We start from the raw sequence: 11,417 nt of genomic DNA, 5'->3' as shown, positions 1-11,417 counted from the left end.
ACCTCCCCCAAAGGGGGAGGATTCACGACGGCGAACCACCCCAAGCGGTCATTCGGGCTGTCTCCTCAGGGCGCCAGCACCACCCCGATGTTCGGCGCGGTTCCGCCGTCGACCTGGGCCAGGAAGGCGGCCTGCATCGCGGCTTGCCCTTGGGCGCGCTCCACCGTCAGCCAGCGCGGCGCGTCGGCGACGAACGGGGCCCAGGCCGCGCCGTAGCGGCTTTCGAACTCGCCCGGCGCCCAGTCCTGGCGGCGCTTGGCGATGCGGTCGGGCGCGAAGAAGAACACCGGCTTGGGGCCGGGCAGGCTTGCGCCGCCGCGTTCGGTCTCCCAGTGCGTGCCGCCGACCAGCAGCGAGAAGGCCAGGTCCTGGCCGAAGGTCTCATGCACGCTGCGCAGCACCGCCGCGTCGCCGGCGAAGTCGATGAACACCGCCGGCCGCTCGATCGGGGCCGCGGGCAGGTCGGCATAGGTCACGACCTGGTCGTAGACCTCCAGCGCCTCGACGAAGGCGACGTTGCGCGGCGAGGTCAGGCCCACGACCTTGGCGCCGCCGCGATGCTTCAGCAGGTGGGCCAGGCCGATCGCCGTCTTGGCCGAGGCGCTGGACAGGATCACCGACCGGGTGCCGAAGAGGGCGCTTTCGTCCAGGAAGTCCTCGATCAGGAACGAGGTGATGAACAGCGGCTGCAACAGCGCCTTGTGCGCCTCCAGCCAGCCCTCGTCTCCTTCGCCGGCGCCCACGGCCTGGTACTGGTTGTAGACCGCCGCCAGGTGGGCGCGATGCGGCGAGACGTCGGCGAAGCCGCCTCGTCCGGGCCTGGCCTGCACCGTCAGGTGCGTCGACATCGGCCAGTAGCCGTAGAACCGCTGGCCGACGGCGATGTCCGGATGGGCCGAGGCCTCCACCCGGGCGTGGCCCCAGACCGGCACCCGGCCGAAGCCCTCCGGCGCGGGGAAGAAGTCCCAGTAGCGCATGGCCTCGCCGAACACGGCGTAGGTGACGTTGTTGGCGGTCAGGGCGAAGCTCTCGATCGCCAGTCGCACCTGGCCGTCCTGCAACGGCGCCGGCTCGACCTCGCGCACCGCCGTGCGGCGCAGGTCGGACTTGGCGACCAGAAAGTCCCAGGCCATGGCGAGCTCTCCTTTGGATCGCGGGGAGTAGGCGCGCGGCCGCATTACAAGTCAAACGATTGTTTGAATGCTTGCCGCCCGCCGTGTCGCCGGCGCATGGTCGCCGCCAATCATAACGCCGACAATGACGGAGGATGCGCCATGAGCCTCGCGGGCAAGACGCTGTTCATCACCGGGGCCAGCCGGGGCATCGGCCTGGCCATCGCGCTGCGGGCCGCGCGCGACGGGGCCAATATCGTGGTGGCGGCCAAGACCGCCGATCCCCACCCCAAGCTGCCGGGCACCATCTACACCGCCGCCGACGAGATCGCCGCGGCCGGTGGAACGGCCTTGCCGCTGGTGGTCGACGTGCGCGACGAGGCCAGCGTGCAGTCGTCCGTCGACCAGGCGGTCGAGCGGTTCGGCGGCATCGACATTCTGGTCAACAACGCCTCGGCCATCTCGCTGACCGGCACGCTGTCGACCGACATGAAGCGCTACGACCTGATGCACCAGGTCAACACACGCGGCACGTTCCTGACCTCCAAGGCCTGCATCCCGCACCTGAGGACGTCGGCCAATCCGCACGTGCTGATGCTGTCGCCGCCGCTGGACATGTCGCCGCGCTGGTTCGGCGGCCACGTGGCCTACACGATGGCCAAGTTCGGCATGTCGATGTGCGTGCTGGGCATGGCCAAGGAGTTCGAGGCCGACGGGATCGCCTTCAACGCCCTGTGGCCGCGCACCGGCATCGCCACCGCCGCCATCCAGTTCGCCCTGACCGGCGAGGAGGGCCTCAAGCACTGCCGCACCCCGCAGATCATGGCCGACGCCGCCCACGCGATCTTCCAAAAGCCCTCGCGCGAGCTGACCGGCCAGTTCCTGATCGACGACACGTTCCTCTACGGCGAAGGCGTGCGCGACTTCGACCAATACCGCGTCGATCCCACCGCCAGCCTGATGCCCGACTTCTTCGTGCCCGAAGACAGCGTCCCGCCGCCCGGCGTGGTGATCGGGTAGTCCTCGATCCACCTCTCCCATGGGGAGAGGAAGGGGCCCGCCGCGAAGCGGTGGGAAGGTGAGGGGACAGGACGGTGGAGGGGGTAATTCCTCACCCTCCCACGCCTGCGGCGCGGGCCCCTCCCTCTCCCTCTGGGAGAGGTTTCATCTGGCCTTCTTCCGCCCCGCCACGGCCAGCGCCTTGTGGGCCCATTCGACCAGGAGGTCGGGGTCGTCCATGGCTTCGGCCGGGGCGCTCCAGTAGGCCATGGGCTTGCCTTCGCCGAAGGGGTCGAAGGCGTGGGCGCCGGCCGCCTCGAACTGGGGTTTGAGCTGGGCGTCGCCTTTCAGGTAGAGGGTGTCGTCGTCGAGGATCGCGAAGAACAGGCCGTTGGCGTAGATCCCGACCCCGCCGAACATCCGCTTGGGCTTCAGCGCTCCCAGAGGGGCCAGTTGCTCCAGCACGAACTCCAGGAAGTCTTCCGAAACCGCCATGTCCGTCACCGTCCGTCCCGCCGCGCCCGAAGATGCGGCTCTCATCCTGTCGTTCATCCGCGACCTGGCGGAGTACGAGAAGCTGCTGCACGAGGTGGAGGCCACGCAAGCCCACATCGAGGCGGCGCTGTTTGGCGACGCGCCCAAGGCGTTCTGCGACATCGCCCTGATCGACGGCGAGCCGGTGGGCCTGGCCCTGTGGTTCTACAACTACTCGACCTTCGTGGGGCGGCACGGGATCTATCTGGAAGACCTGTTCGTGCGGCCGGCCGCTCGCGGCCTTGGGGCGGGCAAGGCGCTGCTGGCCAACCTGGCGCGCCGCTGCGTCGCCGAGAACCTGGGCCGGCTGGAATGGGCCGTGCTCGACTGGAACGCGCCGTCGATCGCCTTCTATGACGGCCTGGGCGCGGCGGCGATGGATGAGTGGACCGTGCGGCGGATGACCGGCGATGCGCTGGCGAAGCTGGCGGCTGGGTGAGAGGCCTTGCGTCCTTCGAGGCCCGCTGCGCGGGCGCCTCAGGATGAGGAATTCAGCGCGATGAGCCCCTCATCCTGAGGTGTGAGCCGCAGGCGAGCCTCGAAGGACGCACCGCCGCCTACTCCAGCCGATCGGCCTTTCTCAGCGCCGGGAACAGCCAGGCCCACAGGCCGGTGACGCCGATGGCCCCCAGGCCCCCGAACACCGCCGCGCCGACGGGGCCAAGCAGCCAGGCCACCGCGCCGCTCTCGACCTCGCCCAGCTCGTTGGACGCGCTGATGAACACGCCCGAGACGGCCGAGACCCGGCCGCGCATGGCGTCGGGGGTGACCAGCTGCACCAGGGTCTGGCGCACATAGACCGACAGCATGTCGGCCCCGCCCAGCACCGCCAGCGCCGCCACCGACAGCCACACCAGGTTCGACAGGCCGAAGGCGACCGTGGCCGCGCCGAACACCGCCACGCCGGCGAACATGATCCGGCCGGCGTGGCGGCGGATCGGATTGCTGGCCAGGTAGATCGCCACGACCGTCGCGCCGATGGCCGGCGAGGCGCGCAGCAGGCCAAAACCGCCGGGGCCGATGTGCAGCACGTCGCGGGCGAAGACGGGCAGCAGGGCCGTGGCCCCCCCCCAGGATCACCGCGAACAGATCCAGCGAGATCGAGCCGAAGACGATCTTGTTGTTCCACACATAGGCCAGCCCCTCCTTGATCAGCTCCAGGCGCGAGCCGGGCTGGGCCACGGGCGTGGTCGACTTCCGGATCGCCGCCAGCAGGACCTGGCCGACGAGGTAGAGCGCCGCCGCCCCGCCGAAGGCCAGGCCGGCCGAGTGCACCAGCAAGAGGCCGCCCAGCGCCGGGCCGGCGATCGAGGCGCTCTGCCAGGCCAGCGAGTTCCAGGCGATGGCGCGCGGCAAGAGCGGGCGCGGCACCAGCATCGGCCCCATGGCGCTGACGGCCGGCGACATGAAGGCCCGGCTGGCCCCGAAGAACACCGCCATGGTGAAGATCGGCCACAGCGCGTGGATGCCGCGCACGGCCATGAACAGCAGCACCAGCACGCTGACGGTGTCTACGCCCAAGGTGATCATGGCGATGTGCTTGCGGCTGCGGCGGTCGGCGGTCTCGCCGGCGATCAGGGTCAGCAGGAACAGCGGCACGAACTGCGCCAGGCCGATCATGCTGACCATGAAGGCCGACTCGCCGACCGACATGGTCTGGCGGGCGATGGCGTAGACCTGCCAGCCCAGCGCCACGGCCTGGATCTGGACGCCCAGGGTGCCGACGAACCGCGCCCCCCAGAACAGCAGGTAGTCCCGCTCGCGCAGCAGGGCGCGGGTCGAGGTGTCGGGATCGGCGGGGAGGGCGGCGGGGTCTGACATTTCGGCGCGGACCCTGCTCCTTGAGACGAAGCGTCGCAATCGCGTTTGTCTCATAAGGTCGTCGATTTCGTTGACGCGGGGGGCGTTGGGCCGTATGCCGCGCGCCTCTGCCACGGGGAGAGCGCCGCCGATGCGACGCCAACGACGAACCTGCGCCGCGCGGACCTGCTTCCGCGCCTAACGCCCCCCGGAAAACGGCGGCCGTCGCGGCCGCGTCACGCGCCGGGGATAAAGCCCCTGCTCGTATCCGGATCTTCGTCGTTCATGACCGTTTCCTCCGCCGCTGTCGTTCCGCAAGACGCCCCCTCGATCCAGGTCGAGGCCCCGCATCACGCCGCCGCCGTCGAGGCGCTGGTCGACCGCGCCTTCGGTCCCGGCCGCTTCGCCAAGTCGTCGGAACGGCTGCGCGAGACCAATCGCAAGCTCGACGCCTGCTCGTTCGTCGCCCTGCGCGGCGGCCAGGTGATCGGCAGCGTGCGTCTGTGGCCGGTGACCATCGGCGGCAAGCCCGCCGCGTTCCTGGGGCCGCTGGCCGTCGATTCCGAGCAGCGCAGCGCGGGCCTGGGCCAGTCGCTGGTCGAGGCCGCCTGCGCCGCCGTCGCCAAGGCCGGCTGGAGCGCCGTGCTGCTGGTGGGCGACGCCCCCTATTTCAGCCGCATCGGCTTTTCGGCCGCGCCCGCCGCCAAGGTCGTGATGCCCGGTCCCGCCGACCAGCGCCGGGTGCTGCTGAAGGCCCTGGTCCCGGGCGGCGACGAGGGCTTCGAAGGGCGCGTGGCGGTTCCCTAGGGCGGATCGGCGCCTCGAAGCTCCTGCTTCTTCACCGTGCATCCCCGCGAAGGCGGGGACCCAAGCTGACTTTCAGGATGGAGCGCGCCCCGTGGACACCCCGCGAGCTCGGCTTGGATCCCCGCCTTCGCGGGGAAGGTCGGATCGAGGGGCGATCGGAGCATGCCTCGGTGCGCTCCAGCTTGAGCCCGGCGCGCGCATGACCTAACTGAGGTCCATGCCCTCCGACACAGCCAGCACCGGACTCGACGGCGTCGCCAAGGCCGCCAAGGCCGCAGGTGATGGGGCCGCCGGCGGCAAGGGCCTGCCGCCGGTGCACCTGTGGAACCCGCCCCACTGCGGCGACATCGACATCCGCATCGCCAGGGACGGCGTGTGGTTCCACGAGGGAACCCCGATCGGCCGCGAGGCCCTGGTGCGGCTGTTCTCGACCATCCTGCGGCGCGACCCCGACGGCTTCCATCTGGTCACCCCGGTGGAGAAGATGAGGATCACGGTCGAGGACGCACCGTTCATCGCCGTGCGGGTCGACCGCGACGGCGAGGCCCTGCGCTTCGTCACCAATGTCGGCGACGAGGTCGAGGCCGGCCCCGATCACGCCATCCGCGTGGAGGAAGACCCGGCGACCGGCGAGCCGCGCCCCTATCTGCACGTGCGCCGGGGGCTTGAGGCGCTGATCGCCCGCCCGGTGTTCTACGAACTGGTCGAGATGGCGGTCGAGCGCGCCACGCAAGACGGACCGCGCTTCTGCGTCGCCTCGAACGGCGCCTGGTTCCCGGTCGGTCCCGCATGATCCCCCAGACCGACGCGGCGGCCCGGCGGGCCTTCATCAAGAGCCGGCTCGACCCGATCGAGGCCTATGATCCCTGCCTGAAGAACGACTGGCGTTCGGACTTCGACCTCAATCCGGGCCTGAGGATCGACAATCCCCACGCCCTGCGCCCGGCCGCCGTGCTGATCGGCCTGGTGCAGCGGCCAGGCAGCCTGAACGTCATCCTCACCCGCCGGTCCGACACCCTGCGCAGCCACACCGGCCAGATCGCCTTTCCCGGCGGCCGCTGCGATCCGGGCGAGACGCCGTGGGGCACGGCCCTGCGCGAGGCCAACGAGGAGGTCGGCCTTGATCCCCGCTTCGTCGAGGTGGCCGGGTTGATCCAGGGCTACGCCACGGTGACCGGCTTCCACGTCACGCCGGTGGTCGGCTTCGTCGATCCCGACTGCCAGCTGGTCGCCAATCCCGACGAGGTGGCCGACGTCTTCGAGACGCCGTTCGACTTTCTCATGGACCCGGCCAACCACCAGCGCCAGCACCGCGACACGCCTACCGGCCGGCGGTTCTTCTACGCCATGCCGTGGAACGAGCGGTTCATCTGGGGCGCGACGGCGGGCATGCTGCGGGCGCTGTACGAACGCCTRCACCCCGAGAGCGTGGCGGTCGAGGCGTAGGGGGCTCAACTCGCCCGTCTCATCTCRTTGTCATCCCGGCCGCAGCGAAGCGGAGCGCCGGGATCTCCCACGGTTCCGAAACTGCATGCGTGGGAGGTCCCGGCTCTACGGACCGCTGGCGCGTTCCTCCGGCCGGGATGACAGGTATCGCCGACAGTTGGGGACGAGTGCGTTTCGGCTCTTGGCGCGGCGGTCCATTCCCTGAAATAGTCGTTTGAAAGCAGGACGTCCCGCCCGCGCCAACGGGAGGCGGCCTGCCGTTGCGTAAGGGGGATGTCGCGTGGAAACCCAGACCATCGGCCAGCCGCCGTGGATGGCATGGCCCGAGACCAGGGCGGTGATCGCCGCGCTCGAGGCCAAGGGCCGTCCGGGCTGCGCCCGCTTCGTCGGCGGCTGCGTGCGCAACACGCTGATGAACAAGCCGGTCGACGACATCGACATCGCCACCATCCTGACGCCCGACCAGGTGATCGAGGCCCTGGGCGAGGCGGGGCTGAAGGCCATTCCCACCGGCGTCGACCACGGCACGGTCACGGCCGTCTCCGGCAAGATCCCCTTCGAGATCACCACCCTGCGCCGCGACGTCTCGACCGACGGCCGCCGGGCGGTGGTGGCCTTCACCCACGCCTGGGAAGAGGACGCCCAGCGCCGGGATTTCCGCTTCAACGCCCTCTATGTCGACGGCGAGGGCCGGCTCTACGATCCCACCGGCCACGGGGTGCAGGACGCCAAGGACGGCAAGGTGGTGTTCGTCGGCGAGCCGATGACCCGCATCCGCGAGGACTACCTGCGGATCCTGCGCTTCTTCCGCTTCCAGGCCTGGTACGGCAAGGGCGAGCCCGACCAGAAGGCCCTGGCCGCCTGCAAGGCGCTTAAAGGTCTGGTCTCGGGCCGCGCGGCCGAGCGGACGCAGAAGGAAATCCTGAAGCTGCTGGCGGCCGAGGATCCGCGTCCGGCCCTGCGGCTGATGGCGGCCACCGGCGTGCTCTCCGCCATCCTGCCGTTCGTCAAATCGCTGGCCCGCCTCGACGGCCTGGTCGCCATCGAGACCGAGCAGTTGTTCGAGAACGACGTCGAGTTGCGCCTGGCCGCCCTGATCCCCGACGACGGCGTGCTGGCCCGCGAGCTGGCCGAGCGCCTGCGCCTGTCCAACGCCCTCAAGGAGCGGCTGATCGAGGCGGTGGGAACCTCGCCGCGCATCGTCTCGTGGATGAGCCCGCGCGAGGCCCGCCGCGCCGTCTACGCGCTCAGCCTGCGCACCTTCACCGACCGGGTGAAGCTGGCCTGGGCCGGCTCGACCCGCCCGGCCACCACCTCGCAGTGGCGCGCCCTGCTGGCCCTGGCCGAGAACTGGGACCCGCCGACCTTCCCGCTGACCGGCGCCGAGGTGATGCGCGCCGGCGTGCCCAAGGGCCCGCTGGTCGGCGAGGTGATGCGCGAGGTCGAGATCTGGTGGATCGACCAGGACTTCATCGAGGACAAGCTGTCGGTGATCGAGCGCCTCAAGGCGGTGGTCCAGGGCATGGCGGTTTGAGGCGGGCCCTGCCCGGCGCGATCCTGGTCGCCCTGGCTGCCTCGGCCGCGCTGGCCGACCCCAAGCCCGTCCCTAAGCCCGATTACGTGGCGAAGGGCGAGGCCGCCCGGGCCGTCAGCCGCCAGGTCCGCCACCACGACGTGTCGCCCTTCGCCGCGCTCGACGAGCTCGGATCGCTGGGCCGCGCCTGGTCGTCCAGCAGCTTCTACGCCCTGCGCGACGGCGCGGGCGGTCATCGCTGGGTGGTGCGCCGGGCGTGGGGAAACCTGTCGGGCGCCGGCGGCCTGACCTGGGCCGACTCCCGCACCTGCCCGGCCGTGGCCGCGATGCTGAAGGGCATGGAGGCCCTGACCCTGCGTCCCGACGTGCCGGGCCTGGGCGTCGACGACCTCAAGGCGCCTTCGACCGACCCGGGCCTCTACATGCTCTGGAGCTATCGGGCGGTCAGTGAAGGCGGCGGCTGGACCATGGGCCTAGGCGCCACCGGCGACGACGCCTCGCCCCTGGCGCGCTGGTGGAACGCCGCCGGCCCCGGACTCAAGCCGTGCTGGACCGAGCAGGAACCGGGCTGAGCGGCGAAGGGGTCAGGTATCGGCCGTGATCGGCCCGAGCGCCCGTTCGACGGCCGCCGGCTCGCGATCGATGATGGTCAGCAGGGCGCGGGCCGACTTCTCGGGCGTCCGGCGGTCCTGTTCCCAGTCGCGCACCGCCCCGATCGAGAAGCCGAAGCGCTCGGCGAAGCCGGCCTGGGTGAGTTTCAGGCGGTCGCGGATCGCTTTCACGTCGACCTTCTCCGGAACATGGACCCGATAGCTTTCGGGCGCGGCGCGACCCTCGACGATCTCAAGGACGTCGCCGAGGCCTTCCATGATGCGGTTGAAGTTCTCAGCCATCCGTATGCTCCTCATCCAACGCGACTAGCGTTTCCTGGCCGCGCGCATGGCCGCCTTGATCATGGCGGTCGCGTCGGCCATCGCCTTGACCTCCGCGGCGCTGAAGTTGGCGCGTGAGCCTTTGGCCAGCATCGCCAGCAGAAACACGCGCCCGTCTTCACCCTCGAAGAACGTCACCGCCCGGTAGCCGCCGCTGCGGCCGCCGCCGGCGCGGGCGAAGCGGAGTTTTCGGCATCCGCCGGAACCAACGATCAGGTCGCCCGAGGTCGGATTTTCCGCCAGGAAGCTCACCAGATCGACGCGCTCGTCATCAGACATGCCTTCGCTTGGCTTGAGCGATGAAGCCTGGCGTCTCCACGACGGTATGGCGGCGATCGCCCATGGGAAGAAGGATACGGCAATGCCGTAGTCTGTCAATTGTCGCGCGCCGCTACGACTGAACGGATCGCCCCTCCGCCCGTTGTCCCCCACAGAGCTGGGCTTTGGGGGAGGGCGCCGGATTGACGTTGCAGCAGGGACTGTCCTTCGCGCTGGTCGGCGCCACGGTGCTTTGCTTCGTCTGGGGCCGCTGGCGCTACGACCTGATCGCCGTCGGCGCCCTGGCCGTCGGCGTGGTGTCGGGCCTGATCCCGGTCAAGAGCGCCTTCGACGGCTTCTCCAACGACATCGTCATCATCATCGCCAGCGCCCTGGTGCTCAGCGCGGCGGTGTCGCGCTCGGGCATCGTCGACACCCTGATGGCGCCGCTGCTGCCGCGGCTGAAGACCGCCCGCAGCCAGGCGCCGGTGATGGCGGCGATCACCGCGGTGCTGTCGATGGCCACCAAGAACGTCGGGGCCCTGGCCCTGATGATGCCCTCGGCCCTGCGCATGGCCAGGAACACCGGCGTGCCGCCCTCGCGCATCCTGATGCCGATGTCGTTCGGCTCGCTGGTCGGAGGCCTGGCCGTGCTGGTCGGCACCTCGCCCAACATCATCGTCTCCGAAGTGCGGCAGGAGGCGCTGGGCAAGCCCTTCGCCATGTTCGACTTCATGCCCGTCGGCGGGGCGCTGACGGTGATGGCCATCACCTACCTGGCTTTCGCCTACCGGTTGCTGCCGGCCGGGCGGACGGCGGCGGTCGACATCGACGCGGCCCTGGCCGCCAACGCCTATGTCACCGAGGTCGAGATCCCCGAGGGCTGGAGCTTCGAGCAGGGCCGGGTCGGCGACCTCAGGCGCGCCGCCGAGGACGCCGTGGCGGTGGTGGCCATCCTGCGCGGCCGCGAGCGGATCGCCTCGCCGCACGTCAACCGCAAGATCCAGCCGGGTGACGTGCTGCTGCTGGAGGGCCAGCAGCAGGCGCTGAACGAGCTGATCCTCAAGGCCCGCCTGCGGCTGTCCGACGCCGCTCGCCCCGTGGTGATGGATGAGCCGACCGACGAGGTGCGCGTGGTCGAGGCGGTGATCGGCGCCGAAAGCGACCTGATCGGCAAGACCGCCAAGGGCCTGGCCCTGAATGAGACCTACGGGGTCAACCTGCTGGGGGTCAGCCGCGCCGGCTACCGCATGGCCGGGCGCCTGGCGACCATCCGCATGAAGGCCGGCGACATCCTGGTGCTGCAGGGCGGCGAGCAGCAGCTGCCCGGCGCGCTGCAGGCCCTGGGCTGCCTGCCGCTGGCCGAGCGCGAGGTGCGGCTGGGCGGGGTGCGCCACGCGATCCTGCCCGCCGCGATCCTGGCCGGGGCCATGGTGCTGGTGGCGCTGGGCGTGCTGCCGGTGGCGGCCGGCTTCTTCGCCGCCGCCGTGCTGGTGGTGGCTGCCGGCGCCCTGCGCATGCGCGAGGCCTACGCCTCGCTGGAGGGGCCGGTGCTGGTGCTGGTGGCGGCGATGATCCCGGTCAGCGACACCATCCAGAAGAGCGGCGGGACCGACCTGATCGCCGCCTGGCTGTCGGGCGCCTTCGACGGCATGCCGCCCCTGCTGACCCTGACGGCGATGATGGCCGTGGCGATGCTGGCCACGCCCTTCCTCAACAACGCCGCCACCGTGCTGATCGTCGCGCCGATCGGGCTGGGGCTCGCCGAGCGCCTGGGGCTCAGCCCCGATCCGTTCCTGATGGCGGTGGCGGTGGGGGCCGGCTGCGACTTCCTCACGCCCGTCGGCCACCAGTGCAACACCCTGGTGCTGGGGCCGGGCGGCTATCGGTTCGGCGACTACGCCCGGTTGGGCGCGCCGCTGTCCCTGCTCATCCTGCTGACGGCCCCGGCCCTGATCGCGCTGGTCTGGCCGCTGGCCGGCCGTTGACGGTTGG

At 70.6% G+C, this 11,417-nt stretch carries 12 protein-coding genes and 1 pseudogene; 8 read left to right on the top strand and 5 right to left on the bottom strand.

Features of this window, described 5'->3' with window-relative positions; translation table 11 throughout:
• Nucleotides 1-65 precede the first annotated feature (65 nt).
• Nucleotides 66-1,133, bottom strand: coding sequence for a DUF2855 family protein (locus AC1DCG_RS20670; RefSeq protein WP_477041638.1), 1,068 nt, complete (start codon nucleotides 1,131-1,133; stop codon nucleotides 66-68).
• 141 nt (nucleotides 1,134-1,274) lie between these two features.
• Here AC1DCG_RS20670 and AC1DCG_RS20665 point away from each other — a divergent pair, with 141 nt between their 5' ends.
• Nucleotides 1,275-2,132, top strand: a complete 858-nt coding sequence (locus AC1DCG_RS20665; protein WP_477029107.1) for an SDR family oxidoreductase — start codon at nucleotides 1,275-1,277, stop codon at nucleotides 2,130-2,132.
• A 144-nt stretch (nucleotides 2,133-2,276) separates the two neighbouring features.
• On the opposite strand, the gene AC1DCG_RS20660 is transcribed toward AC1DCG_RS20665, so the two are convergent.
• Entirely contained in the window at nucleotides 2,277-2,606 is a 330-nt protein-coding gene (locus AC1DCG_RS20660; protein ID WP_477029106.1) for a TfoX/Sxy family protein, read from the bottom strand.
• Here AC1DCG_RS20660 and AC1DCG_RS20655 point away from each other — a divergent pair.
• Nucleotides 2,605-3,084, top strand: a complete 480-nt coding sequence (locus tag AC1DCG_RS20655; RefSeq protein WP_477029105.1) for an N-acetyltransferase family protein — start codon at nucleotides 2,605-2,607, stop codon at nucleotides 3,082-3,084. The two genes, AC1DCG_RS20660 and AC1DCG_RS20655, sit on opposite strands and share 2 nt — an antisense overlap.
• A gap of 118 nt (nucleotides 3,085-3,202) precedes the next feature.
• Here the strand turns inward: AC1DCG_RS20655 and AC1DCG_RS20650 are convergent.
• Nucleotides 3,203-4,466 (bottom strand): annotated as a pseudogene (locus AC1DCG_RS20650) (MFS transporter).
• A 264-nt stretch (nucleotides 4,467-4,730) separates the two neighbouring features.
• Here AC1DCG_RS20650 and AC1DCG_RS20645 point away from each other — a divergent pair.
• The 5 genes from AC1DCG_RS20645 (at nucleotide 4,731) to AC1DCG_RS20625 (ending at nucleotide 8,804) form a co-directional block, all read left to right on the top strand.
• Nucleotides 4,731-5,252 carry a GNAT family N-acetyltransferase gene (locus AC1DCG_RS20645; RefSeq protein WP_477029104.1) on the top strand — a complete coding sequence of 174 codons (522 nt, stop codon included), beginning with the start codon at nucleotides 4,731-4,733 and terminating at the stop codon, nucleotides 5,250-5,252.
• Nucleotides 5,253-5,469: 217 nt separating this feature from the next.
• Nucleotides 5,470-6,045: a DUF1285 domain-containing protein gene (locus AC1DCG_RS20640; protein ID WP_477029103.1), complete on the top strand. Its 576-nt coding sequence runs from the start codon at nucleotides 5,470-5,472 to the stop codon at nucleotides 6,043-6,045.
• Complete coding sequence (locus tag AC1DCG_RS20635; protein WP_477029102.1) at nucleotides 6,042-6,698, top strand: CoA pyrophosphatase; 657 nt, start codon at nucleotides 6,042-6,044, stop codon at nucleotides 6,696-6,698. The genes AC1DCG_RS20640 and AC1DCG_RS20635 overlap by 4 nt, the downstream gene beginning before the upstream one ends.
• A 313-nt stretch (nucleotides 6,699-7,011) precedes the next feature.
• Nucleotides 7,012-8,232, top strand: a complete 1,221-nt coding sequence (locus AC1DCG_RS20630) for a CCA tRNA nucleotidyltransferase (RefSeq protein ID WP_477029112.1) — start codon at nucleotides 7,012-7,014, stop codon at nucleotides 8,230-8,232.
• Nucleotides 8,229-8,804, top strand: a complete 576-nt coding sequence (locus AC1DCG_RS20625; RefSeq protein WP_477029101.1) for a hypothetical protein — start codon at nucleotides 8,229-8,231, stop codon at nucleotides 8,802-8,804. The genes AC1DCG_RS20630 and AC1DCG_RS20625 overlap by 4 nt, the downstream gene beginning before the upstream one ends.
• A gap of 12 nt (nucleotides 8,805-8,816) precedes the next feature.
• Here AC1DCG_RS20625 and AC1DCG_RS20620 read toward each other — a convergent pair whose 3' ends face one another.
• Complete coding sequence (locus AC1DCG_RS20620; RefSeq protein ID WP_477029100.1) at nucleotides 8,817-9,125, bottom strand: helix-turn-helix domain-containing protein; 309 nt, start codon at nucleotides 9,123-9,125, stop codon at nucleotides 8,817-8,819.
• Between the two features lie 24 nt (nucleotides 9,126-9,149).
• Nucleotides 9,150-9,542: a type II toxin-antitoxin system RelE/ParE family toxin gene (locus tag AC1DCG_RS20615; protein ID WP_477029099.1), complete on the bottom strand. Its 393-nt coding sequence runs from the start codon at nucleotides 9,540-9,542 to the stop codon at nucleotides 9,150-9,152.
• An 83-nt stretch (nucleotides 9,543-9,625) separates the two neighbouring features.
• Between AC1DCG_RS20615 and AC1DCG_RS20610 the strand changes: the two genes are divergently transcribed.
• On the top strand, nucleotides 9,626-11,410 hold the full coding sequence (locus AC1DCG_RS20610; protein ID WP_477029098.1) for an SLC13 family permease: 1,785 nt from the start codon (nucleotides 9,626-9,628) through the stop codon (nucleotides 11,408-11,410).
• The last annotated feature ends 7 nt before the right edge of the window (nucleotides 11,411-11,417 follow it).

Source organism: Caulobacter sp. 10L414, from assembly GCF_056395525.1.
Note: the sequence above shows the minus strand (reverse complement) of the source record. Positions and strands in the feature narration are given on the sequence as shown.

Excerpts from the sequence above, each read along its gene's own strand:
- AC1DCG_RS20670 (WP_477041638.1), bottom strand. The coding sequence starts at position 1,133 with ATGGCCTGGGACTTTCTGGTCGCCAAGTCCGACCTGCGCCGCACGGCG.
- AC1DCG_RS20645 (WP_477029104.1), top strand. The coding sequence starts at position 4,731 with ATGACCGTTTCCTCCGCCGCTGTCGTTCCGCAAGACGCCCCCTCGATC.
- AC1DCG_RS20630 (WP_477029112.1), top strand. The coding sequence starts at position 7,012 with ATGGCATGGCCCGAGACCAGGGCGGTGATCGCCGCGCTCGAGGCCAAG.
- AC1DCG_RS20620 (WP_477029100.1), bottom strand. The coding sequence starts at position 9,125 with ATGGCTGAGAACTTCAACCGCATCATGGAAGGCCTCGGCGACGTCCTT.
- AC1DCG_RS20640 (WP_477029103.1), top strand. The coding sequence starts at position 5,470 with ATGCCCTCCGACACAGCCAGCACCGGACTCGACGGCGTCGCCAAGGCC.
- AC1DCG_RS20660 (WP_477029106.1), bottom strand. The coding sequence starts at position 2,606 with ATGGCGGTTTCGGAAGACTTCCTGGAGTTCGTGCTGGAGCAACTGGCC.
- AC1DCG_RS20655 (WP_477029105.1), top strand. The coding sequence starts at position 2,605 with ATGTCCGTCACCGTCCGTCCCGCCGCGCCCGAAGATGCGGCTCTCATC.
- AC1DCG_RS20665 (WP_477029107.1), top strand. The coding sequence starts at position 1,275 with ATGAGCCTCGCGGGCAAGACGCTGTTCATCACCGGGGCCAGCCGGGGC.